The organism is Mesorhizobium sp. M0870 (assembly GCF_040319775.1).
In the GTDB taxonomy this organism is placed as follows: Bacteria; Pseudomonadota; Alphaproteobacteria; order Rhizobiales; family Rhizobiaceae; genus Mesorhizobium.
This window is the reverse complement of the sequence record NZ_JAMYOI010000007.1, coordinates 207,356-230,292: the sequence shown is the minus strand read 5'-3', so window position 1 is coordinate 230,292 and position 22,937 is coordinate 207,356. Positions and strand designations below refer to the sequence as shown.

The window sequence follows — 22,937 nt, the reverse complement described above, 5'->3', positions numbered from 1 at the left end:
GGAGCACAGGGCTAAAAAGGCGTCCCAAAACACTCGAGGACACTTCCATGATCGACAGCGGCTTTGAAACCACATCGCTACGAATGACACTGCTTCTGCTCGTAACGTTCCAGGCTCCGGCCGCCGACGTCGACCGCATCATGGATGCCGTGGTGGCGATTGCGCCGCTGGCCATGGGCAAATACGACCGCAATGCCTATCAGTCGGCGCACGGCATCGAACGCTACAGGCCGCTTGACGGTGCGGCCGCCGGCGCCGAAACCGAATTGAGACGGCGGCCCGGCACGGTCGAGGTTTCCTTCGAACTGCCGGACGACCAGGGGCTGGCCGCGCGTGTCGTCGAGGCGATTTTCCAAGCACATTCCTATCAGGAACCGGTGATCCGCATTCAACCGATTCTCGCCAGCCGTTCCAAGGGGCTGGACGACCGCGCCAATCCGAATCGCTGGTGGAACACGACCGGAGACTGGAAGAAGGTTGCTGCACCGGCGACAGAAACCGCATGATTTCCGTTCACCAGCAGGCTCAGGCGGATCGCACGAGGCTTGCCGGGCTTGACTTTCCGGGCGCGTTCTTTATGTGTCGCGCCAAGTTTCCCGCGTCCGGGTGTTTCCCCGTGCTCCAGCGGCCAAAACCCCACGAACAAACGGACTGATATCATGGCCAAAGCCGCAAACATCAAGATCAAGCTTCTGTCGACCGCCGACACCGGTTTCTTCTACGTGACCAGCAAGAACAGCCGCACCAAGACCGACAAGCTGTCGTTCCGCAAGTACGACCCGGTCGCCAAGAAGCACGTCGAATTCAAGGAAACCAAGATCAAGTAATCTGGGTTTCCCGCTGCAATGCCGAAACGCCGCCCAATGGGCGGCGTTTTTCGTTTGTAGCCAATTGATTTCGTTGCATCCGAGCAGAGACTCCAGCCAAAGGATTGACCCTTCGCCATGGTTGCGGCACCCTTGGCCGTGGGTTGGGTGTCACGAACAAGGCGCCTATGGATGTCGAAGAAGTTGAAAGCTGCAATCATTGCAGCCCTTGTCGCTCTGGCTGCTGGTTTCGCCGTCAGCAACGGGCTGATAAGCCAGCAGACGGCCGATGAGATCAAGGCCAGGACTGACCAGGTTCTGACTGAGGAAGAGGCCGCACAGCCTGCACCTCAGCCTGACAGCCCCGCCCCGCCTTCCACGGAACCCGCACCGCAGGCTCCGGCCCCTCCCGCCGCGGCACCCCCGCAAGGATCACAACCGGGTCAATGAAGAAGCCCCGCCGGCATGGGCTCCTCTCGTGCGATCGTGCCATCACCATACCTGCTGAGTGTATCGTTTTAATACAATCGCCGATTGGTAGACTTGCGCCACGGATAGGCAGTTAGTTTCAGCGTCAGGCAAAAAGGGGGGAAATGCCTCGCACTGGGAGAAAACGATGTCCGTACAAAAAGGCGACTTTCGAACCAACAGAGCCGACTACGTGATTGCCGCGATGCATGGCGGAGTGACCGCCGAAGACAGCGTTCGAGACGAGAACCTGGCAAGGAGAAAGAAGTCCCTGTGGCTGAAGGAGCGGCGATCGGCCAAGTCGGCTGAGAACCCGTTGGACAGCTCGCCGCTGTCTAAAAGAAGCCCTCGCGGTTAGCGATTTACAATCACCTTCCGCGATCACACCATATCCGCACACAACCCACTCACCCATATTGCAGGTGCCGCCGTCGGTGTTGACTAGCTCCGACGGCGGCCTAGTTCGTGGCGAAATAACCTCCGTTCTTTTGAGAAGACGGCGGGACTAAGGTCTTGTGCTCTACGCGCAAAGGTCCAAGCGGTCCTGTTAGGTTCCGGAAATGTCTCTTGGACGTTCCGCTATTTTATCCAATTGAAATGTAGCGTTACCGTGTATTCCCGCCCGATAACTGCGCCTGATCCGGCTGCCCGCATCCGCCCTGGCCGAGTCCCCTCAGCCGATGCGCTCACCGCCCTTCGGATCGAATAGATGCAGCTGGTGTGGTTCGGCCGCCAACCGTACCTCGTCGCCGGGCTTCACGCCGGCACGGCCCATGGCAAAGACGCAAAGCTGCTGGCTGGCCAGCTTGACGTAGAACTGCGTCGAAAGTCCGAGCGGCTCGACCACCCCCACCTCGCCCTTCAACGCGCCGTCATCCGCCAACTTGATATGCTCGGGCCGCAAACCGACGGTGATGGCGTCACCATCCTTGAGCGGCAGGCCTTCCGGCAGCCTCAGCGCCTGGCCGTCGGTCATTACGGCCTCCGGGGTAGTGCCCTCCCGAACCGTCGCCGGCAGGAAATTCATGCCCGGTGAGCCGATGAAACCGGCGACGAACATGTTGGCCGGCCGATCATAGAGATCGAGCGGCGCGCCGACCTGCTGGATCAGCCCGTCATGCATGACGACGATCCGGTCGGCCATGGTCATCGCCTCGATCTGGTCGTGCGTGACATAAACCGATGTCGTCTTCAGCTGCTGGTGCAGCGCCTTGATCTCGGCGCGCATATGGACGCGCAGCTTGGCGTCGAGGTTCGACAGCGGTTCGTCGAACAGGAAGACCTTGGGATCCCGCACGATGGCACGGCCCATGGCGACGCGCTGGCGCTGGCCGCCCGACAATTGCCGCGGCAGGCGCTGCAGGAAGGTGTCGAGCCCGAGCCGCTTGGCGGCGCCGTCCACCCTGGCATCGATCGTCGTCTTCTGCGCCTTCTTCAAGAGCAGGCTGAAACCCATGTTCTTCGACACGTCCATATGCGGATAGAGCGCATAGGACTGGAACACCATGGCGATGTCGCGGTCTTTGGGTGCTACGTCGTTGACCAGCCGCTCACCGATGCGGATCTCGCCGCCGGAAGCTTCCTCCAGTCCGGCGATCATGCGCAAGAGTGTGGACTTGCCGCAGCCTGACGGACCGACCAGGACGACGAACTCGCCATCGGCGATTTCAAGGTCGACCGCGTGCAGGACGCGGACGGCGCCATAGTCCTTGCGGACCTTTTCGAGCGTAACAGAGGCCATAGATCTATCCTTTGACGGCGCCGGCGGTCAGGCCGGTGACGAGATAGCGTTGCAGGAAGGCGAAGAAGATGCAGACCGGGATCAGCGCCAGGATGGACGCCGCCATCATCTGTCCCCAATCGACGGCGAACTTGCCGATGAAGGTGAGCAGGCCGACGGCAAAGGTCTTCTGATCGTCGCTGGAAATCAGCATCAGCGCGAACAAAAGCTCGCTCCAGGCTGCAGTGAAGACGAAGCCGAGGGTGGCGCCCATGCCTGGCAGCGTCAGCGGCACGATCACCTTGCGCATCGCCTGCGCGCGGGTGCAGCCGTCGATCATCGCCGCTTCCTCCAGATCCTTCGGAATGCCGTCGAAGAACGACTGCATCAGGAAGGTGGCAAAGGCCGTGTTGAAGGCGGTGTAGATGATGATCAGCCCGGTCAGGCTGTTGATCAGGCCGATCTGACCCATCACGCGGTAGATCGGCGGAATGACCATCACCAGCGGAAAGGTCTGGGTCAAAAGCAACATCAGCGCCAGTGCCGCCTTGCCGCGAAAGGTGAAGCGCGACATTGCATAGCCGGCGAGCGTGGCGATGATTGTCACCAGTGCCGCCGTCGATACCGAGACGATGACGCTGTTGAGGAAATAACGCGGAAAATCGGTGGCCTCGAGCACGGTGACGAAATTCTGCAGCGTCATGTGCGACGGCCAGAAGGTGATGCCTTCGGAATAGAGAAGCCGCTCCGGCGTGACCGAGATTTTTAGCGTCCAGTAGATCGGGAACAGGGCAAAGAGCACGTAGGCCGCGATTGCCGCGTACAGGCCGATGCCGCCGAAGAAGCGCTGCGAGGTTGAGCGTCCTGCGATCATCAGACGTGCCTCACCAGGGTGCGGCGGATACCGATCAGCGCAATCGCATAAGCAATGAGCAGGACGAGCAGCAGCACCGCCACCGCCGAGGCATAGCCCTTGTCCAGCGATTTGAAGGCGCTGACATAGATGTAGACCGGCACCGTGTTGGTCGAGCCGGCTGGCCCGCCCTCCGTCATGACGAAGATCAGGTCGGCGAAGGTGGCGATCCAGGTGGTGCGCAACATCACGGTGATGGCGATGGTCGGCGCCAGAAACGGCAGCGTCACCTTGGTGAAGCGCTGCCAAGGCGAAGCGCCGTCGATGGCCGCTGCCTCATGCAGTTCCGACGGAATGGATTTCAGCGCCGCCAAGAGCGTGATGGCGAAGAACGGAATGCCGAACCAGATGTTGGCGACGATCGGCCCCCACATGGCAGTCGAAGGATCGGACAGCACATTGGTCGGCTCCGCCTTCAGTCCCAGTGCAAACAGCCAGTGCGGCAAAGGGCCGATGATCGGATTGAACAGCCAGGCCCAGGTCAGACCCGACAGGAAAGACGGCACCGCCCAAGGCAGGAAGACCAGGGCTTGTACTGCCTTGCGGCCGCGAAACGGCTTGTCGAGCAGGAGCGCCAGGCCAAGGCCGAGGAAGAACTGGAAGAAAAGGCTGGCGACAGTCCACCACAACGTGTTGACCAGCGCCTGCCCCAGCACCTGATCCGACAGCATCGCCTGATACTGCCCGAGCCCGACATATTCGGATTTGAACGCCGAGAACTTGCGGAAGGAGTAGCTGATGCCGATGACCAGCGGCACCAAAAGCACCACGATCAGCAGGATGATCGCCGGGCTGAGATAGAGCCATGGCTCGATTGCGGCGTGGGATAGCCGCTTGCGACGCGGCTTGTCGGCGGATCGTATTTCGGACACGGCGTAGGTCATTGGGTGTGGATCTAGCTCCCTGGAGCGGCGTCGGGGACAGCGTCCTTCTCCCCGTCGCTATGCGGGGAGAAGATGCCGGTCCCACCCTCCGCAGCTGCTGCGGAGGACGGGCAGGCAGATGAGGGGCAGCGCGAACCTATCGAGGCGTGGCGCCGCCCCTCATCCGTCACTTCGTGACACCTTCTCCCCGTGAACGGGGAGAAGGGAAGAAAAACTACTTCTTGTTCTTCGCCAGCCAATCCTGCTGTTCCTTGGTCAGGAAGGCAGCCCACTGGTCGGCGACGTCCTTGGCCGTCTTCTGGCCAAGCAGCACTTCCTGAAAATTCTTGATCGCCACCTGGTCGACGAAATTGCCGAGGTTCTCCAGATGCGTCGGCGGGGTGACCATTTCATATTTGGAGCTGTCGCTGAGCTCCGTAAACCAGCCCTTGAACTGCTCCGTCTTGAAATGGGGATCCTGGTCGGCGCCGTTGTGGATCGGGACAACGCCGACTTCCTTGGCCCATTCCAGATTGTCCTTCGGCGACAGAAGCGTCGCCATCAGTTTCCAGGCGTCGTCCTTGTGCTGCGAGTTGGCGAACATCGCCCAGCCGGCATAGCCCAGCGTCGGATAGGATTTGCCGCTCGGCCCGACCGGCAATGGCGCTACCGCGAAATCGTCGGCGCTCATCTTGTCGGCAATGCCGAGCAGCGCGTCCGGATCCTGGTTGAGCATGGCGCAGGTGCCGGAATAGAAGCCGGTGACCGTTTCGTTGAAACCCCAACTCACCGCATCCTTAGGCGCCAGTCCGTCCTTGTACATGTCGGCCAGCATCTGCAGGCCCTTGACCGAGCCTTCTTCGTTGATGGTCGAGGTGCCATCCTGGTTGAAGTAGCCGCCCTTGCCGGCGGCAATGTTCATGAACATGTGCATGCCGTTGAAAGCGCCCGGCCCGCCGCGCAGGCAGTAGCCGTATTTGCCCGGCAACGCAGAGATTTTCTTGGCGTCGGCGATGAAATCATCGAGCGTCGCCGGCGGGCCATCGAGGCCGGCTTCCTTGAACAGTTTCTTGTTCCAGAACAGCGCGTTCACATAGTAGCCGTAAGGGATCATGAACTGGGTGTTGTTGACGGTCGAGCCGAACTGCTTGGCGCGGTCGCCCAGCGTTTTGGCGTCGTCCCATTTGGCCATATAGGGGCCAAGATCCTCGAGTTGGGCGTTGTTGGCATAGAGGCCCATCCAACGTTCCGGCATCTCGACGATGTCGGGCGTATCGCCGGCCTGCACCATGGTCAGGAATTTCTCGAAGGCCTGGCCCCAGGGCAGCGAGATCAGCTCGACCTTGACGCCCGGATTGGCTGTCTCGAACTCGGCGATCTGCTTCTTCAGGAATTCGGTGCGCGGCGGGCTGGTGATGACTTCGACCATTTTCAGGGTCGAGTCGGCCACGGCATTTCCGGCTGAAATCGCCAGCCCCGCAACGGTGGCCAGCATGACGGTCAGTTTTTTCATGTTCCAGACTCCCATTTTGAACCCGCTTGTTATTTTCTGGCTTTTTCGAAGGCCTGGGCCACGTCGGCCCACAGGTCTTCGACACTCTCCAATCCGACATTGAAGCGGATGGTTCGGGGGCTAACGCCGAAGCGCGCCATCGAATTCAGGCCCGGCGTCTGCTCAAGCGACGCCTTGGCCGGTACGACCAGGCTTTCATGGCCGCCCCAACTGACGCCGATGCGGAAATATTTCAGCGCATCGACGAAGGCCGGGATGTCGATATCGTCCGTCACCTCGAAGGAGAACAGACCGGCATAGCCGGCCAGTGTCGCCTTGCCCGGATGGTTCGAATAGACGGGATGGTTGACGCGCTCGACATTGGCATGCGCCTTCAGCCGTTCGGCGATGGTCAGGCCGCTCTTCATGTGGTGCGGCAGGCGCAGCGGCAGCGTGCGCAAGCCGCGCAGCAACAGCCAGGCTTCGAATGGCGACAGCTTGCCGCCGAGATAGGAATAGGTCTGCTCGTTGATGTGCTTGATATGAGCGGCCGAACCCGCGACGACGCCAGCGACGGTGTCGCTGTGGCCGCCAAGGTATTTCGAGGCCGAATGCAGCACCAGGTCGACGCCATGCGCGATCGGCTTCTGGAACACCGGCGTCGCCCAGGAATTGTCGATGGTGGAGACGATGCCCTGTTCCTTGGCCAGCCGTGTCAGATGCGCGATGTCCTGCAGCTCGAACATCATCGAGGTCGGGCTTTCCAGGTAGAGCAGCTTGGCGCCGGGAAGTGCCGCCGCGACCGCATCCGGGTCGGAGCCGTCGACATAGTCGACCTTGATGTTGAGCCGAGGCAACAGCCGCTCGAACAGCCGATAGGCATCGCCATAGCAATTGCGCACCGCCACGATGCGCTCGCCTGCCCCAACGAACGCAAGCACCGTGGCACTGATCGCCGCCATGCCGCTGGAAAAGCCGCGCGCGGCTTCTGCGCCCTCAAGCGCTGCCACGCGCGCCTCGAACTCCATCACCGTCGGATTGTCGCCGCGCGAATAGATCGGCTGCTTTCGTTTGCCAGCAAAGGTATCGGCCATCTCGGCATAGCTGGCGAAGGTGAACAGCGAGGTCTGGTAGATCGGCGGCACCACCGCACCGCCGGGAAACGGTTCGTCATGCGCCAAGAGTGTCGCCGCCTCGGCGAGATAGTCGTGATCGAAACCGGATGGATGCTCGTTCATGTCTGGCTCGAAAGTTTGAGTTTGGCGGCACCGCGCTTGAGGTCGTCCTCGACGGTGGCGATCAGCTTGAGCGCCTCGGCGCGGGCGCCCTGCGGGTCGTGCGCGGCGATGCATTCGTAGATGGTGCGGTGGTAGGGAAAGCTGGCGTGGCCGAAGTCGCGCACGCCGAGCGGATGCTCCCAGAAGCGGTGGAACAACTCGTACATGGCGGCGATGATCTGCTCGAACAGCGGATTACCCGAGGCCCGGTAGATCGCCTGGTGGAATTCCCAATCCTCTTCCGCCGACATGCCGTCGCGCGTGCGGAACGCCTGCTCCATGATGTCGAGCTTGCGTGCGATTTCGGCGATATCTGCCTGGCTGGCCCGTTCGGCGCAAAGGGCCGCGGCCTCTGCTTCCAACGCGCGGCGAATCTCCATCGTCTGCATCAGGCTGGTGAAATCATTGCCGCCGGCAAGCGTCAGCGGCATGTGCAGCATATCTGGCGAGACGGCCGCCTTGAGATAGGTGCCGCTGCCTTGCCGGCGCTCGACGAGGCCGAGCCCTTCCCAGCGTGTCAGCGCCTCGCGCACGGTGTTGCGGCTGACCTTCAGCCGCTCGGCCAGAATACGCTCGGTTGGAAGCCGCTCGCCCGGCTGCAAGGCCTCGGCGCGAACAAAGCCCACCAACGCCTTCAGCACGGCGTCATCGCGCGCCGTCGTCTGGATGGGTGGCAGGCTGTTCTGGTCCACATTTCCTCCAAGTGGTCCAATGGTCCAACCAATTTCTGCACAGAAGGAAGCTCCTGTCAACCAACTGTCAGGAGCACTGTCGGAGGGAGCGACGCAATATTTTCAAGGCGGTCGCGCGATTGCGCTTCGATCGTATCTGCTAATCTGAGGCAGCAGGCGACCCGAACCAGGTGGTCAGCGCGTCCACCAGCCCCTGTTGGGTTCCCGCCCCGGCCCAAGCCACATAACCATCGGGCCGGATCAAGACGGCGCAGGGCGCGGCGACCCTCCCGAGCACCGGGAGGTCCCAGATACCGGCGTAACCGGCGTCGATCTGCCGGACCCGATCAGCCCAGGGCGCGAGGTCCAGCCTGCCGGGCTCACCGAAGTTGAGCAACACTGGCTGCGCGTCGTGCAGGTGAAGACCCGCAACGGTCCGCCAGCGGTGGTCAGATCGAGATCGGGCATTCGCCGCCCAAGCAGTGGATGCCCCTCGCCAAGGTCGTAATGGACACCCAAACCAGACATCTCCGCGGCGATTTTCTTGCGGGCTTCATCCATGCCGAGCAACTCGGCAACAGTGTCGGCCAAGGCCTTGCTGCGGTCATCCGTGCGGCGAAGCGCGACCTGTGCCATCGTATTGCGCAACACGCGGGCGGCAACCGGATGACGCTCGGCGTGATAGCTGTCGAGCAGGCTTTGCGGCGATATCCCCTTGATGACTTGGGCCAGCTTCCATCCAAGATTCACCGCATCCTGCACGCCGATGTTGAGGCCCTGCCCACCCATTGGCGGATGGATGTGCGCGGCATCACCCGCCAGCAGCACGCGCCTGTCGCGGTATGCGGCAGCATGGCGCGTCATGTCGGTGAAGCGGGAGAGCCAGGTCGGGCTGTGGACCCCGAAGTCGGTGCCGTAGATGGCAGTCAGCGCCTCGCTGAGCTCGCGCAGGGTCGGGTCGCCGCGCGCCTCCAGGTTCGGTTCCGTCAGCACGACGCCAACTTTTTTGCCGTCCTCGATCTTACCCAGGGCATGAATTCCGAAGGCGTTGCTGCGGAAGCCCCATTCCGGCTCTTCCGATATCTCGACCTCGGCAATCATCCAGCTCATCGTCGGATCCCATCCGGCGAACTCAATACCGGCTGATTTGCGAACGGTGCTGCGGCCTCCGTCGCAACCAACCAGATATGTCGTCTTCAGCCGGTGGCCGTTGGACAGTTTGACATCGACGCCGCTGGCGTCCTGGGCAAACCCCGCAACCTCGTGTCCGCGATAGATCGGCACCTTGAACTCGCCGACCCAGTCGGCCAGGATGCGCTCGATGTGGTTTTGCCGCAGCGCCAGCAGATAATTGTGGCGCGTGGGAAAATCGCTGATGTCTAACCGGATCATGTGGAAGCCCACGGACGGCGATATCTGTCCCTGTGAAAGAAACCGATCCGCAATTCCGCGCTGGTCGAGCACCTCAAGAGTGCGCGCATGCAGGCCGCCAGCGCGCAATCCTGCCAGTTTCTGATCCGGTCGCCTTTCGACAATGGCAACGTCCACGCCTGCCAGCGCCAGTTCGCCTGCCAGCATCAATCCCGTCGGACCACCCCCGGCGATCACAACCGCATGATCTGAAATCATTATCATAACTCCCGTTTTCCGCACCCTGGCTTGGGTCGCGGTTTTACGGGAGGAGCCGGGTCTTGCCGCAAGCCTCTTGTGCGCCATATGTATGAAATGGAAGGGGTATTCTTCCCCTCATCGTTGGCTGCCCTCACAGCGAAACTGTGTAGGAACGGCTAGAACGGGTGTTCCGATTTCACCTGCAGAAACGCAGATTCCTCCGTGCTTTGGCACGTTCTGATGTTCTTTTGGAGAGAAGGGGGCCGGTCGGCGTTTGGCAGCGGTACGAGGAGGCCACTATGTGCCAGCGCCGGCCGGCCGACCCCACGGACCCAGGAGATGCGGCGGACCTGAGCATCATGGGGTATTCCCAGGGATCGGAGCCGGCTTTCTATCCTCGTGCCGGCTTCGTCTTGGCCTGCACAGTTGCGCAAGAGCTTATGAAAATCAACAGTTTCTTAACCAAGGCTCGCGAATCGCTTGGATTAAGGTAAACGGGTAACCCTGTCGGGTTGACTGGATATTCGGAGCCTTGGCCGGTTATGCGGCTTTGGCAACAACCCGGTTGCGGCCGCCGCTCTTGGCTTCGTAGAGCGCGAGATCGGCACGCTTCATCAGCGCCGCCACCGTGTCCACGCCTTTCAGCACCGACGACACGCCGACGCTGACCGTGACTTCGATCGCCTTGCCGTCCTGGCCGATGGCAAAAGCTGCCTGGGCGATTTCGGCGCGAATGCGCTCGGCTACCTTCTCGGCCACCGCGCCCTCGGTGTCCGGCATCACCACGACGAACTCCTCCCCGCCAAAACGGCAGGCAAGGTCGATACCCCTGACATTCTTGCGCAGCCGCCGTGCGAATTCCCGCAGAACCTCGTCGCCGCCGTCATGACCGTGCGCGTCGTTGATCGCCTTGAAGCGGTCGAGGTCGGTGATCATCACCGACAGCGGCCGGCGCCGCGCCACGGCGCGATCGAACAGCGTCTGCAGATGGCTGTCCAGATAGCGGCGGTTGTGCAGCCCGGTCAGTCCATCGGTCACCGCCATTTCGATGGTCTGGGTGACGCTGGCGCGCAGCTGGTCGTTGTAGCGCTTGCGGCGCACCTGGGTGCGCAGCCGCGCCGTCAACTCCTGCTGGTCGATCGGCCGCATCAGATAATCATTGATGCCGAGTTCGAGGCCGCGGATGATGCGTTCCTCCTCGCCCTCCTCCGCCAGCAGGATGATCGGCACGAAACGGGTGCGATCGAGCGAGCGCAACTGCGAACAGAGCCTCAGCGGATCGAAATCGGCGAACGCGGTCGAGATCATCACGCATTCATAGGACGTCTCGGCGGCCTGGAAGAAACCGGCATGCGGATCATGTGTGACGTCGAGATCGGCCCGGTCGCGCAGCATCTTCTGGATGCGCTCGACGGATGATTTGCGTTCGTCGATCAAAAGCACTTTGGGCGTCGTGTCCTCGGATGCGAAATTACGGCTGAGCAACTCCTCGATGCCGATGTTGCGCGTCGTCGAGGCGCGCAGCCGCAACTCGTCGGTCAGCGACTTCAGGCGAACCAGGCTCTTGACTCGCGTCATCAGTTGCAGATCGTTGACCGGCTTGGTCAGGAAGTCGTCGGCGCCGGCCTCGAGCCCGCGGACGCGGTCGGAAACCTGGTCGAGCGCAGTGATCATCACCACCGGAATGTGCGATGTCGCCGGATCGCTCTTCAGCCGCCGACAGACCTCGAAGCCGTCCATGTCCGGCATCATCACGTCGAGCAGCACGACATCGACCTTGCCGTTCTCGCAGGTCTCGATCGCATCCGGCCCGTTGGTGGCGGTCAGCACTTCGAAATATTCGGCCAGCAGCCGGACTTCCAGCAGCCGCACATTGGCAGGGATGTCGTCGACGACGAGGATCCGCGCAGTCATTTCACAAGGCTCCGGCTCGGCTGAAAGGGCACATCACGCATCGCCCAGATAGGATTTGATGGTTTCGATGAAACGCGGCACCGAGATCGGCTTCGAAATATAAGCCTCGCAGCCGCCCTGGCGGATACGTTCCTCGTCACCCTTCATGGCGAAGGCGGTCACCGCAATGACCGGGATGACGTGCAGCTCGTCGTCTTCCTTCAGCCATTTGGTCACTTCAAGCCCCGACACTTCAGGCAATTGGATATCCATCAGGATCAGATCCGGCCGGTGCTGGCGCGCCAGATCGAGCGCTTCCAGACCGTTGCGGGTGCGCACGGTCTCGTAACCGCTTGCCTCGATGAGGTCCCGAAAGAGCTTCATATTGAGCTCATTGTCCTCGACGATCATAACCTTCTTCGGCATCGATTTCCCGTCCCGGCTGCCCTTCCGCTTCGAAGGCGACCGTCATGCGCCCATGTCTGAACGCACCAAACCCTGCTTCACTTTACGGCAATATGATTGACGAAACGGAAATCCACCGTGCGAAAAGCTGTTTGGATTCCACCTCGGGCGCCGCTCTAACCGCTTGCCGCCAGCAACTCTTGCCATTATTGCGGGAGAGACTCATTCCACGCACCGAAGGTAGTGATGGCAAACGCAGCGTCAATGCGTGAAGAAGCGGAATCGATTGCCGTGAAGGCCCTGGGCTTCGTCGCCTCCGATCCGGAGCTGCTGCCGCGCTTTCTGGCGATCACCGGCATAGAGGCGCATTCAATCCGCAAAGCCGCCAGCGAACCGGGATTCATGGCCGGTGTGCTGCAGTTCATTCTTGCCCACGAGCCGACGCTGATGCGCTTTGCCGAGGAAACCGGCACGCCGCCGGCTGCTGTCGGCAAGGCGCTGCGGTCGCTGCCGCTGGGCGACGACAACCACGAGCATTCCATATGAGCGATGATCCGGAAACCGCGCGCCAGATTGAAGAACTGGTAGCCGACGACCGACCCTTGCTTGTCCTCGATGTCGACGATGTCGTGCTCGAATTCATCCGGCCGTTTCCGAATTTCCTCAAGGCGCGCGGCTATGGCCTGACGCTGGCCTCGTTTCGGCTGACCGGCAACATAGCAGAGACCGCTAGCGGCCGCCTGATCGAACAGCCCGAAGTCACGGCACTGCTGGCCGATTTCTTTGACGCGCAAGCCGATTGGCAAAACATTACTGACGGCGCTGCAGAAGCCCTGGCAGGGTTTGGCGACCGCGCGGAAATCATCTTGCTGACGGCCATGCCGCACAAGCACCGTGCCGTGCGTCGCGTCCATCTCGACGCGCTTGGGCTGAGCTACCCGCTTCTGACCACTGAAATGGCCAAAGGACCGGCAGTGGCCAAGCTTCGCGGCAGGGCCGGCCGACCGGTGGTTTTCGTCGACGATCAGCCGCACAATCTGGCGTCGGTACGGGAATCGGTCGCCGACGCCGAACTGTTCCACCTGATGGCCGACAATTCGCTGCGCGCATTCCTGCCGCCGGTGACGGACGATGTGGTCGTCGTCCAGGACTGGCACGAGGCAGCGCCCAAGATCGCAAGCGCGCTGGGGCTCTGAACTCCAGCTTCAGGGGTTCAGTTCGCACCTGCGCCGCCGCTGTCGTCTCCGCTGTCATCGGCGCCGTCACCATCATCCACGCTGTCGTCCACGGCCGGATCGGCGGGCTTCAGCATGACGCCATTGACGGTGACCGAGCCATCGGCCTTGGCATTGACGATCCATTCCAGCCGGCCATCGGGCAGCGTCTTGCCAAAGCCCTTCGCCATGAGAGCGACTGGCACGTATTGGCCAACCTCCGGTTCCGACTTTGCCGCTTCCTGCAGGCCTTCGACAAGCTTGTCGAAGCCGGCGACATCGACGGTTACGCTTCCTTCGGGCTTTTCGCCTGGGAATGTCATCTCGCCTTCCAGCGCGATCTCCGTGTCCTTGTTCTTCACGGTGCTGTGGCCAAGCACGACCTTCGGCATTTTGGCCATGAAGTCGACTTTAAGCTGCTCGCCGAATTCGGCCGACAGCGGTGGATTCTTATTGAGATCAAAGGCTTCGATCGCCTTCTTCGCCATGCTGTCGAGATCGATATTGGCGCCGCCAAAGTTCAAATCGACATCGGTGGGCAACAACCCCACGCTCCAGCTCGGCAGAAGCTGGGTCGGCACGGTCAGCCCCGATGCCTTGATGCCGTACGTGATCGTGCCGTTCTGGGCGACGCCATCGGTGCCGAACACGGTGCTGAGCTGGGTGGCGCCGAAATTGCCGACCGGGCTTTCCACCGCAAAATCCTTGAAACCGTAGGTCCCGTCGATACGCTGCCAAAGCGGCAAGGCGGCGAGCAGAAGCGATTTGAGCTGCGCCTGGTTGTCCTTCAGCGTCGCCTCGTCCTCGTTGGCCACCGCAAATGCCAGGAGATCGAGCAATGGCTTGGTCCGCACGCCCTTGCCGCTGGCTTCGACCGACAGTTCAGGCGACCTGACGGTGACCGGGAATTTCAGCCCGCTCTCGGGGTCATCGAAATTGATCGCTTCGACAAAACTCGACACCTTCTGCGAGGTTGTGAAATCGACGCCCCCGGTCGCCGACTTGGTCGCGGCAACGGTCGCGATGCCGGCGCCCGTGCTGGCTTCCATGTGCTGCTTGGCATCCTTCGATGCCATCGTCATGCCGGCCATCGAGCTGGTGCCGCTGGTGAAGGCCGCCAGATTTGGATCGTAGACGCCCGAGCCCTTGCCGTCCTTGATCGAAAACTGAGTGCTTTGCAGCCCCTCGGGTCCGTTGAACTCGAAGGAGGCGGTTTGGGAGAAATCCATGGAGACATCCCAGGACCCGTCGCTGCGCGGCTTGACCATCAAGGCATAGGGCGCGAAGTCGAACTTCAGCAGTTTCTGGTCCGGAAATGATGCGGCAAGTGCCTTGAAATCGAACACGATCTTGTAGGCGCCACCTTCGAGCGAAACCTTCAAAATGCCTTTGTCGATGGCCTGCTTGCCGACATAGCGGGACAAGTCGTCGGACAATTGCTTCGCACCCTGACTGTCGGCGGTCTGGCTGAAAGCAGGGGCACTCAACGCAAGAAGGAACACGAATGGCAGGGCACGGTTCACGCGAATTCTCCGTTTGACCTAGAAGAAAGACTTTGTCCGTCTGGTATGAAATTACCGCTGCAACCGCAAGGTGAGATCGACAACGGCACCCGGGCAGACCATCTCGATCAAAGCACCAGCCGCATCAGCGGGCGACCGGCCTTGCGTTCCACCAGCCGCTCGAAACCCGCCTTCTCGAAGACCCGTGACGAACCGACGAACAGGCCGATCGAGCGCGAATCGCGAGACAGGTCCATCGGGCACGCCTCGAGCAGCCGGGCCCCATTCTGGCGGGCGAAACCTATGCCGCCTTCGACGAGGCGATGCGTGATGCCCCTGCCGCGCGCCTTGGCGCGGATGAAGAAGCAGGAGATCGCCCAAACGGCCGCATCCCCCGCGTCGGCAGGATCGACCGGTGCCGACCCCCTGCCCTGATTGTTCCATTCGGGCACGTCGGCGCGCGGTCCGATCTGCATCCAGCCAACCGCCTGGCCATCCTCGAATGCCAGCAGTCCGGGCGGCGGGCCGGCTTCGATACGCGCCTTGATGTGGTCCTTGTTGCGTTCCCGGCTGCTCTCGCGGCGCATCGCCGGCGCCAGCCGGAAATGCGTGCACCAGCAGCCGTAGCAGGCGCCTTGCTTGCCGAAGAGGTCCTCGAATTCAGCCCAAAGCTCGGGCGCAAGCGGCGCTATGGTCGTGCTCATGCGTTCTCCCCAGGCCAGCCTTGTCGCTGGCCTTGCACTGTCGTACCATTGCTTCTGTTCTCTTTATGTTCGCAGCGATGGCGGCCCCTGTCAACAATCCCGATCACGGTTTTTGCCGCGACTGCCTGATGTTTCAGCGCAGCCCGACGCGCCGCTGCGAGCGCTGCGGCAGCCCCCGGCTTGTGCGTCATCCCGAGCTTTACCGGCTGCATCTGGCCCATATCGATTGCGACGCCTTCTATGCGGCGATCGAAAAGCGCGACAATCCGGCGCTCAAGGACAAGCCGCTGATCATCGGCGGCGGCAAGCGCGGCGTCGTCTCCACCGCCTGTTACATCGCCCGCATCCAGGGCGTCCGCTCGGCCATGCCGATGTTCAAGGCGCTCGAAGCCTGCCCGGAGGCGGTCGTCATCAGCCCCAACATGGAAAAATACGTGCGCGTCGGCCGCGAAGTGCGCGCCATGATGCAAGCGCTGACACCGCTGGTCGAGCCGCTGTCGATCGACGAGGCGTTTCTCGACCTCGCCGGCACCGAACGACTGCACGGCCTGCCGCCTGCTGTGGTGCTGGCGCGCTTCGCGCAGGCCGTCGAGAAGGAGATCGGCATCACCGTTTCGGCCGGCCTGTCCTATTGCAAGTTCCTTGCCAAGATTGCGTCTGATTTTCGCAAGCCGCGCGGTTTCTCGGTCATCGGCGAGGCCGAGGCAGTCGGCTTCCTGGCGGCGCAGCCGGTGACCATGATCTGGGGTGTCGGAAAGGCATTCAACGCCGCCCTGGAGCGTGACGGCATCCGCACTATCGGCCAGTTGCAGCAGATGGATCGCGGCGACCTGATGCGCCGCTACGGCACGATGGGCGACCGGCTCTACCACCTTTCGCGCGGCGAGGACCTCCGCCGCGTCGATCCCGATCAGGACGCCAAAAGCGTATCGGCCGAAACCACCTTCGATACCGACATCGCTTCGCTGGAGGAACTGGTCGCGGTTCTCAGGGGTCTTTCGGAAAAGGTCTCGGCACGGCTGAAAAAGTCAGGCATTGCCGGGCGCACTGTGGTGCTGAAACTGAAGAGCCAGGATTTCAAGCTGCGCACGCGCAATCGCCAGCTCGGCGATCCGACCCGGCTCGCCGACCGCATCTTTCAGACCGGGGTGGAGCTTCTGCGCAAGGAAACCGACGGCACGAAATATCGGCTGCTAGGCATCGGCGTCAGCGACCTTTCGGACGACGACAAGGCCGACCCGCCCGATCTGGTCGACATCCAATCGCGCAAGCGCGCCATGGCCGAAGGCGCCATCGATGCCCTGCGCGACAAGTTCGGCCGCAAGGCGGTGGAAACCGGCTACACATTCGGCAAGGGCCGCGACGCCCATCCGCCGGAGCCGCTTGAGGATTAGGTGCGTTGCAGATCAATCCTGCTCGTCACCACGCTCTTGCCGGTTTTCGGGTCGGTGTCGATGACGGTCAGCCGCATGCCGTTCTCGCCGCGTTTCTCGACCTTCATCTGCGCCCTTCGGTCGCCATTGACCTCCTTGGCCCAGCGAATGCCCAGGTTGATCGCGTTGCCCGAACGGCTGCCGTTGAGCTGTGCCGGTCCCGTGCGAGAGCCGACATAGGTGCCGCTGTATTTGGCGCCGCTGGCCTTCAGATCCGCGCTGATGGCACGCGTGACCACGACAAGCCCCCGGCAATTGCCGTCGAGCGACAGGGAGGTCGATGTCGCGTTCGAGCTGAACGTGCAGGACACGTTCACGGTCGGCGCATCGGTGGTGACCTTGACGATACCCCTGCCGGCGAAATTGCCCTTGAACGACTGGAGAAATTGCGTCTCGTCGGCATGTGCCGCCCCTGCCGCAACCAGTAAACCGCCGGCAAGCGCGAATTGCGCGAAGGATCTCATCGAAGCTCTCCCTGTCGATCTTCTAAAAGGCGGGACGGTCCGCCAGCACGGCTGACCATCGGGATTCAACGCCACTTGCCGTTTCAGGTTCCGCCCGCCACATGACTGTTTTACAACATCCAGGCAGTCGCGACTGGCCCAGAAGAATGCCTTGCGTAGCGATTGCGGCAGAAGTCCTGGCCTGCGACATAGCGCGAATGGCACCCACACCCTCGATCCCCAAGGCCGCGTTCTGGATGGCGCTGTCGATCGCTTCCTTCCTTGGGATGACGGTCGCCGGCCGAGCCACGACAGCGGAGCTCAACGTCTTCCAGGTGCTGGAGTTGCGCTCTGTGATCGGCTTCTTCATCCTTCTGCCGCTGGTGATGACGAGTGGCGGCTTTCAAGCCATGCGCACGCGGCGCCCCATTGCCCACGTCGCCCGCAACGTCATCCACTACACGGGCCAGGCGGCCTGGCTCTACGCCCTCACTTTGATCCCGCTGGCCGTGCTGATCTCGATCGAATTCACCACGCCGATCTGGACAGCTATCCTGGCGGTGATTTTTCTTGGCGAAAGGCTCAACCGGCCCAAGCTGGCAGCGATCGGGCTGGGGCTGATCGGCGTGGTGATCATCGTGCGCCCCGGTGTCGGCTCGATCGATCCTGGACATCTCGTCGTGCTGGGTGCCGCGGCCTGCTTCGGCATCTCGGTGGTCACGATCAAATCGCTGACCCGGACGGACAGCGTCGTGCGCATCATCTGCTGGATGCTGATTATCCAGTCGATGGTCGGTCTCATCCCGGCGCTCTATACGTGGCGCAACCCGCCACTGGAGCTGTGGCCATGGATCGTGCTGATCGCCTTCACCGGCATGTCGTCGCATTTCTGCATGGCCCGTGCGCTTGGCTATGCCGACGCGACCATCGTCTCGCCGATGGATTTCCTGCGCGTGCCGCTATCGGCGCTGATTGGCTGGCTGCTCTATAGCGAGCAGATCGACGCCTTCACCGCCGGTGGCGCGCTGCTGATCCTGATGGGCAATCTGCTCAATCTTCAGCGCAGGCCAATGAAGCCGGCCGAAGTGGCGGCGTCGTAGTCCCGCCGGCCGTCAGTTCCCTTCGTCGGGTATGTTGAGGAGATGGCCGCAGGCTTTGCAATGCACGGCGTCCGGCTCGTGCCGCCGCAAGCCGCACTGCGGACAGGGAAACAAAACCTTGGCTGGCCGGAAGATCGCCTGAGCCAGTCTGACAAACAGCGATATGCCGATGATCATGGTGACGATTGCCGTCAGCTTGCCGGCCATGCCCGGCAGCACGATGTCGCCGAAGCCGGTCGTCGTCACCGTGGCGACGGTGAAATAAAGCGCGTCGATATAGTTCTCCAGGCCGGCGCCAGTGCGGAAGAAGAACGTGTAGACGAAGCCGGTGATGACAAACAGGAAGGTCAAGAGGTTGATGACCGCGTGGCTGGCCTCGCGCCACGGCCGCAGGCCGCGCATCTCCAGATGCCGCCAGAGCGAACCGCTGCGCGACAGCGACCACAGCCGCAGGATGCGCAGGAAGGCGAGATTGGCGAACGCCGTCGGCATCAGCAGCGTCAAAAGGATGAAGACATCGACCCACGACGTCGGCTGCTTCATCAGCCGCAGCATGTTTTTGGAGGCAAGCAGCCGGGCGACCAGGTCCGCGGCGACAAGCGCGGCCGCCGAATAGTCGAGCCAGAGGAATGACGGCTTGTCCTGAAGAACCGGCGTCGCGATGAAGAAGGCGATGATGGCGAGGTCGATGACGACGGCCACCAGTTGGAACCGGAAAGCGGCCGGCGTGCGCCCATGATAGAGCCTGCGCAGCCTGTCACGCAGCCGCGCCAAGGTTGAAACCGTCTGCGACCCGTTCCTCTGTGCCGGCTTCATGCTGACTGCGCTGGCGTTCGCGGCAGCGACCGCCCGGCTGATTGCCGCGCGCGAGAAAGAGCGGGGGTCACACCAACTCCACTTCGACCACGCCCGGCACCGCGCGCATCGCCGAGGCGATCTGCGGCGAAATCCGGTAGCGGTTCGGCAGCTCGATCTCGATTTCCCCCTCGCCCTCTTCCTTGATCAGCACGAAGCTGACCTGGCCTTCGCCCCTGACGGTCAGTTGGCCGGCCAGCGTGTTGATCGGCGAGGCGTTGCGCACGAAAATGCGAAGTGCCTTCTGGATACGGCTTGCCTCGTCCTCCAGCGACTGCACTGAGTTGATGCGCAGATTGACGCCTTCCGGCCTGTCCTCGGCGGCAACGGTGATGACCACGGAGCGGCCGGCCTCGAGCAGATCGCGATATTGCGCCAGTCCTTCGGAAAACAGCACGGCTTCGTACTGGCCTGACGTATCGGAGAAGGCGATGACGCCCATCTTGTTGCCGGTGCGCGTCTTGCGCTCCTGCTTGGATGTCACCGTGCCGGCAAGACGGCCGGCGGCGGCGCCGCGCTTGACGGCCGCCGAAAACTCGGCCCACGTCTGCACCCGCATCTTCTGCAGGGCCGCCTTGTACTCGTCGAGCGGGTGCGCCGAGAGATAGAAGCCGACCACCTGGAATTCACGGTGCAGCCGGTCGGCGGCGAGCCATGGCTCTGTCGCCGGCAGATTGAGCGCCTGCGACTGGGCGCCGATGGAGGCGCCGAAAATGTCATGCTGGCCGGAAACGGCGTTCTGCTGCGCCAGCGAAGCCAGCCCCATCATGCGTTCCACCCCCGCCATCATCGACGCGCGATCGTGGCCGAAGCAGTCGAGCGCGCCGGCCATGATTAGGCTTTCGAAGACGCGCTTGCCGACGATCTTGGGATCTACCCGCTCGCAGAAATCGGCGAGGTTCTTGAACGGCTTTTCGCCACGCTGGGCAACGATGTGCTCGACCGCCGCGTCGCCGACGCCTTTGAGCGCAGCCAACGAATAGTAGATGCGGTTCTCACCGACCTCGAAGGGACGGAAGCTCGATATCACCGACGGCGCCAGAACCTCGATGCCGAGGCGCAGCGCGTCCTGGCGGAAATCGGCGAGCTTGTCGGTGTTGCCCATGTCGAGCGTCATCGACGCCGCCAGGAACTCGACCGGATAATGCGCCTTGAGATAGGCGGTCTGGTACGAGACGACCGCGTAGGCGGCGGCGTGCGATTTGTTGAAACCATAGTCGGCGAACTTGGCCAGCAGGTCGAAAATGAAGTCGGCTTGCGGCTTGCCAACGCCACGCTCGACCGCGCCGGAGACGAAGCGCTCGCGCTGCTTGTCCATCTCGGCGCGGATCTTCTTGCCCATCGCGCGGCGCAGCAGATCGGCTTCGCCGAGCGAATAGCCGGACAGCTCCTGCGCGATCTGCATCACCTGTTCCTGATAGACGATGACGCCTTGCGTCTCTTTCACCAGATGGTCGATCTTGGGATGGATCGACGCCATCTCCTCCTCGCCATGCTTGCGGGCGTTGTAGGTCGGGATGTTCTCCATCGGCCCCGGTCGGTAGAGCGCGACCAGGGCGATGATGTCCTCGATGCAGTCGGGCCGCATGCCGATCAGCGCCTTGCGCATGCCGGCACTTTCCACCTGGAACACGCCGACCACTTCACCGCGCGACAGCATGGCGTAGGTCTCGGGATCGTCGAGCGGGATCGTCGCCAGGTCGATCTCGATGCCGCGCCGGCGGATCAGCTTCACCGCCGTCTCCAGAACGGTCAGCGTCTTCAGGCCGAGGAAGTCGAACTTCACCAGTCCGGCCTGCTCGACATATTTCATGTTGAACTGGGTGACCGGCATGTCCGAGCGCGGATCGCGGTACATCGGCACCAGTTCCGACAGCGGCCGGTCGCCGATGACGATGCCGGCAGCATGGGTCGAGGCGTGGCGATAGAGGCCTTCCAGCTTCTGCGCCATGTCGAGCAGCGTCTGGACGATCGGCTCCCTCTCGGCCTCTTCGGCAAAGCGCGGCTCGTTGGCGATGGCGTCGGCGAGCTTGACCGGATTGGCCGGGTTCTGCGGCACCATCTTGGACAGCTTGTCGACCTGGCCATAGGGCATCTGCAGGACGCGGCCAACGTCGCGCAGCACGGCGCGAGCCTGCAGCGTACCGAAGGTGATGATCTGGCCGACCTGGTCGCGACCGTATTTCTGCTGGACGTAGCGGATGACCTCCTCACGTCGATCCTGGCAGAAGTCGATGTCGAAGTCGGGCATCGACACGCGATCGGGATTGAGGAAGCGCTCGAACAGAAGCGAGAAGCGCAGCGGATCGATGTCGGTGATGGTCGTCGAATAGGCGACCAGCGAGCCTGCGCCCGAACCGCGGCCCGGCCCGACCGGAATGCCCTGAGCCTTCGCCCATTTGATGAAGTCGGCAACGATCAGGAAGTAGCCGGGAAACTTCATCTTGGTGATGATGCCAAGCTCGAAGTTCAACCGCTCGCGGTATTGCTCGACCGTATAGCCGGCGGTTGGGCCATGCATGGCGAGGCGCGCGTCGAGCCCCTCATGCGCCTGGCGGGCCAGTTCGTCGGCTTCCGCCTGCACCGCGGCGTCATTGTCGGCGACATCGCCGCCGGTGAAGCGCGGCAGGATCGGATTGCGATTCCTGGGATAGTAGGAGCAGCGCAGCGCGATCTCGACAGTGTTGTCGATCGCCTCCGGCAGATCGGCAAAGAGCCGCGCCATATCGGCCTGGCTGCGCAGGAAATTGTCCGGCGACAGCCGGCGACGATTGTCGGCGGCGACGACCGATCCCTCGGCGATGGCGATCAGCGCGTCATGTGCGTCATAGTCGTCACGAGAGGAAAAGAACGCCTCGTTGGTGGCGACCAGGGGCAGTTCATGGGCATACGCCAGATCGATCGAGGATTTTTCGATCACGCGGTCATAACCGGAAACCCGGTCCAACTCGACATAGAGCCGGTCGCCGAACATCTCCTTGAGGGTCAAAAGCCGGGCTTCGGCCAGGTCGCGGCGATCTTCCTTGAGCGCGGTGCCGATCGGTCCGCGCGGCCCACCGCTGAGGCAGATCAATCCGTCACAATAGCCGTCCATCATTTCGGTGGTCAGGTGCACGGCTTCGCCCGGCGGCGTTTCGAGGTAGACGCGGCTAACCAGCCTGACCAGATTGGAATAGCCGGCTTCGGTCGCGGCGAGCAGGACCACCGGCCGCATATCCGGGCCCTGCCGCCTGCGGTCGCGCTGGCCATCGCTGTTTTCGCCGGAAAAGGCGAGCGCCGTCTGACAGCCGATGATCGGCTGGATGCCGTCCTTCACCGCCTTCTGCGCGAATTCCAGTGCGCCGAACAGATTGTTGGTGTCGGTGACGGCGATGGCCGGGGCTTCGTCCTTGACCGCGTGAGCCACCACCTTGCCGATCTGCAAGGCGCCTTCCAGCAGCGAATAGGCCGAATGCACGCGCAGATGGACGAAGGGCCGCGCCGGGGCCTCCGGCCGCGCCGCAGCAATCGCTGCTTCGCGCTTCAGGGGATCGCGGGGAAGTTTTTCGTCGGCCATGGTGCTGTGTG

General features: G+C 62.3%; 19 protein-coding genes and 1 pseudogene. 6 read left to right on the top strand and 14 right to left on the bottom strand.

The genetic code is table 11. The annotated features are described in order from the left end of the window. Window positions 1–47 precede the first annotated feature (47 nt). Together NKH97_RS11675 and rpmG are read left to right on the top strand one after the other, a co-directional pair. Window positions 48–506: a YqfO family protein gene (locus NKH97_RS11675; protein WP_128364706.1), complete on the top strand. Its 459-nt coding sequence runs from the start codon at window positions 48–50 to the stop codon at window positions 504–506. Window positions 507–659: 153 nt separating this feature from the next. Next, entirely contained in the window at window positions 660–827 is a 168-nt protein-coding gene (gene rpmG / locus NKH97_RS11670) for a 50S ribosomal protein L33 (protein WP_006201775.1), read from the top strand. 1,120 nt (window positions 828–1,947) lie between these two features. On the opposite strand, the gene NKH97_RS11665 is transcribed toward rpmG, so the two are convergent. The 9 genes and pseudogenes from NKH97_RS11665 to NKH97_RS11625 form a co-directional block, all read right to left on the bottom strand. Beyond that, window positions 1,948–3,015, bottom strand: a complete 1,068-nt coding sequence (locus NKH97_RS11665; RefSeq protein WP_352796869.1) for an ABC transporter ATP-binding protein — start codon at window positions 3,013–3,015, stop codon at window positions 1,948–1,950. A gap of 4 nt (window positions 3,016–3,019) precedes the next feature. After that, window positions 3,020–3,868 carry a carbohydrate ABC transporter permease gene (locus NKH97_RS11660; protein ID WP_027036797.1) on the bottom strand — a complete coding sequence of 283 codons (849 nt, stop codon included), beginning with the start codon at window positions 3,866–3,868 and terminating at the stop codon, window positions 3,020–3,022. After that, window positions 3,868–4,791 (bottom strand): carbohydrate ABC transporter permease, encoded by a 924-nt coding sequence (locus NKH97_RS11655; RefSeq protein ID WP_352796866.1) that lies wholly within the window; start codon window positions 4,789–4,791, stop codon window positions 3,868–3,870. Before NKH97_RS11655 ends, NKH97_RS11660 begins: the two co-directional genes overlap by 1 nt. A gap of 214 nt (window positions 4,792–5,005) precedes the next feature. Next, window positions 5,006–6,283, bottom strand: coding sequence for an ABC transporter substrate-binding protein (locus tag NKH97_RS11650; RefSeq protein WP_352796864.1), 1,278 nt, complete (start codon window positions 6,281–6,283; stop codon window positions 5,006–5,008). A 29-nt stretch (window positions 6,284–6,312) separates the two neighbouring features. After that, window positions 6,313–7,500: a PLP-dependent transferase gene (locus NKH97_RS11645; RefSeq protein ID WP_352440268.1), complete on the bottom strand. Its 1,188-nt coding sequence runs from the start codon at window positions 7,498–7,500 to the stop codon at window positions 6,313–6,315. Further along, window positions 7,497–8,231: a FadR/GntR family transcriptional regulator gene (locus NKH97_RS11640; protein ID WP_352796861.1), complete on the bottom strand. Its 735-nt coding sequence runs from the start codon at window positions 8,229–8,231 to the stop codon at window positions 7,497–7,499. The genes NKH97_RS11645 and NKH97_RS11640 overlap by 4 nt, the downstream gene beginning before the upstream one ends. A gap of 139 nt (window positions 8,232–8,370) precedes the next feature. Continuing rightward, a pseudogene (locus NKH97_RS11635) lies at window positions 8,371–9,839 on the bottom strand (FAD-dependent monooxygenase). Between the two features lie 522 nt (window positions 9,840–10,361). Continuing rightward, window positions 10,362–11,735: a PleD family two-component system response regulator gene (locus tag NKH97_RS11630; protein ID WP_023810534.1), complete on the bottom strand. Its 1,374-nt coding sequence runs from the start codon at window positions 11,733–11,735 to the stop codon at window positions 10,362–10,364. A gap of 33 nt (window positions 11,736–11,768) precedes the next feature. Then, the gene (locus NKH97_RS11625) at window positions 11,769–12,140 is read right to left on the bottom strand and encodes a response regulator (RefSeq protein ID WP_013531932.1); all 372 of its coding nucleotides are present in this window, start codon (window positions 12,138–12,140) and stop codon (window positions 11,769–11,771) included. A 225-nt stretch (window positions 12,141–12,365) separates the two neighbouring features. Between NKH97_RS11625 and NKH97_RS11620 the strand changes: the two genes are divergently transcribed. Together NKH97_RS11620 and NKH97_RS11615 are read left to right on the top strand one after the other, a co-directional pair. Continuing rightward, complete coding sequence (locus NKH97_RS11620) at window positions 12,366–12,665, top strand: DUF3572 domain-containing protein (protein WP_127296144.1); 300 nt, start codon at window positions 12,366–12,368, stop codon at window positions 12,663–12,665. Then, window positions 12,662–13,315: a hypothetical protein gene (locus NKH97_RS11615; protein WP_023810532.1), complete on the top strand. Its 654-nt coding sequence runs from the start codon at window positions 12,662–12,664 to the stop codon at window positions 13,313–13,315. Before NKH97_RS11620 ends, NKH97_RS11615 begins: the two co-directional genes overlap by 4 nt. Before the next feature lie 17 nt (window positions 13,316–13,332). On the opposite strand, the gene NKH97_RS11610 is transcribed toward NKH97_RS11615, so the two are convergent. Together NKH97_RS11610 and NKH97_RS11605 are read right to left on the bottom strand one after the other, a co-directional pair. After that, window positions 13,333–14,856 carry a hypothetical protein gene (locus NKH97_RS11610; RefSeq protein WP_352796857.1) on the bottom strand — a complete coding sequence of 508 codons (1,524 nt, stop codon included), beginning with the start codon at window positions 14,854–14,856 and terminating at the stop codon, window positions 13,333–13,335. A gap of 107 nt (window positions 14,857–14,963) precedes the next feature. Further along, the gene (locus NKH97_RS11605; protein ID WP_023810530.1) at window positions 14,964–15,539 is read right to left on the bottom strand and encodes a GNAT family N-acetyltransferase; all 576 of its coding nucleotides are present in this window, start codon (window positions 15,537–15,539) and stop codon (window positions 14,964–14,966) included. 65 nt (window positions 15,540–15,604) lie between these two features. On the opposite strand from NKH97_RS11605, the gene NKH97_RS11600 reads away from it, so the two are divergent. Further along, window positions 15,605–16,933, top strand: a complete 1,329-nt coding sequence (locus NKH97_RS11600) for a DNA polymerase IV (RefSeq protein WP_352440263.1) — start codon at window positions 15,605–15,607, stop codon at window positions 16,931–16,933. Here NKH97_RS11600 and NKH97_RS11595 read toward each other — a convergent pair. After that, window positions 16,930–17,436, bottom strand: a complete 507-nt coding sequence (locus NKH97_RS11595) for a hypothetical protein (RefSeq protein WP_352440262.1) — start codon at window positions 17,434–17,436, stop codon at window positions 16,930–16,932. The two genes, NKH97_RS11600 and NKH97_RS11595, sit on opposite strands and share 4 nt — an antisense overlap. A 197-nt stretch (window positions 17,437–17,633) precedes the next feature. Between NKH97_RS11595 and NKH97_RS11590 the strand changes: the two genes are divergently transcribed. After that, window positions 17,634–18,515 carry a DMT family transporter gene (locus tag NKH97_RS11590; protein ID WP_352796852.1) on the top strand — a complete coding sequence of 294 codons (882 nt, stop codon included), beginning with the start codon at window positions 17,634–17,636 and terminating at the stop codon, window positions 18,513–18,515. Window positions 18,516–18,527: 12 nt separating this feature from the next. Here the strand turns inward: NKH97_RS11590 and NKH97_RS11585 are convergent, their stop codons facing one another. Next, complete coding sequence (locus NKH97_RS11585) at window positions 18,528–19,331, bottom strand: potassium channel family protein (RefSeq protein ID WP_352440260.1); 804 nt, start codon at window positions 19,329–19,331, stop codon at window positions 18,528–18,530. 67 nt (window positions 19,332–19,398) lie between these two features. After that, a complete protein-coding gene (dnaE, locus tag NKH97_RS11580) occupies window positions 19,399–22,926 on the bottom strand; it encodes a DNA polymerase III subunit alpha (protein WP_352773293.1) in 3,528 nt (1,175 codons plus the stop codon). Between the last annotated feature and the right edge of the window lie 11 nt (window positions 22,927–22,937).

Bases quoted from the DNA above. Each gene is read 5' to 3' on its own strand.
- NKH97_RS11585 (WP_352440260.1), bottom strand. From the start codon at position 19,331: ATGAAGCCGGCACAGAGGAACGGGTCGCAGACGGTTTCAACCTTGGCG.
- dnaE (WP_352773293.1), bottom strand. From the start codon at position 22,926: ATGGCCGACGAAAAACTTCCCCGCGATCCCCTGAAGCGCGAAGCAGCG.
- NKH97_RS11650 (WP_352796864.1), bottom strand. From the start codon at position 6,283: ATGAAAAAACTGACCGTCATGCTGGCCACCGTTGCGGGGCTGGCGATT.
- NKH97_RS11600 (WP_352440263.1), top strand. From the start codon at position 15,605: ATGTTCGCAGCGATGGCGGCCCCTGTCAACAATCCCGATCACGGTTTT.
- NKH97_RS11625 (WP_013531932.1), bottom strand. From the start codon at position 12,140: ATGCCGAAGAAGGTTATGATCGTCGAGGACAATGAGCTCAATATGAAG.
- NKH97_RS11615 (WP_023810532.1), top strand. From the start codon at position 12,662: ATGAGCGATGATCCGGAAACCGCGCGCCAGATTGAAGAACTGGTAGCC.
- NKH97_RS11660 (WP_027036797.1), bottom strand. From the start codon at position 3,868: ATGATCGCAGGACGCTCAACCTCGCAGCGCTTCTTCGGCGGCATCGGC.
- NKH97_RS11590 (WP_352796852.1), top strand. From the start codon at position 17,634: ATGGCACCCACACCCTCGATCCCCAAGGCCGCGTTCTGGATGGCGCTG.
- NKH97_RS11620 (WP_127296144.1), top strand. From the start codon at position 12,366: ATGGCAAACGCAGCGTCAATGCGTGAAGAAGCGGAATCGATTGCCGTG.
- NKH97_RS11675 (WP_128364706.1), top strand. From the start codon at position 48: ATGATCGACAGCGGCTTTGAAACCACATCGCTACGAATGACACTGCTT.
- NKH97_RS11630 (WP_023810534.1), bottom strand. From the start codon at position 11,735: ATGACTGCGCGGATCCTCGTCGTCGACGACATCCCTGCCAATGTGCGG.
- NKH97_RS11595 (WP_352440262.1), bottom strand. From the start codon at position 17,436: ATGAGATCCTTCGCGCAATTCGCGCTTGCCGGCGGTTTACTGGTTGCG.
- NKH97_RS11665 (WP_352796869.1), bottom strand. From the start codon at position 3,015: ATGGCCTCTGTTACGCTCGAAAAGGTCCGCAAGGACTATGGCGCCGTC.
- NKH97_RS11645 (WP_352440268.1), bottom strand. From the start codon at position 7,500: ATGAACGAGCATCCATCCGGTTTCGATCACGACTATCTCGCCGAGGCG.
- NKH97_RS11655 (WP_352796866.1), bottom strand. From the start codon at position 4,791: ATGACCTACGCCGTGTCCGAAATACGATCCGCCGACAAGCCGCGTCGC.
- NKH97_RS11605 (WP_023810530.1), bottom strand. From the start codon at position 15,539: ATGAGCACGACCATAGCGCCGCTTGCGCCCGAGCTTTGGGCTGAATTC.
- rpmG (WP_006201775.1), top strand. From the start codon at position 660: ATGGCCAAAGCCGCAAACATCAAGATCAAGCTTCTGTCGACCGCCGAC.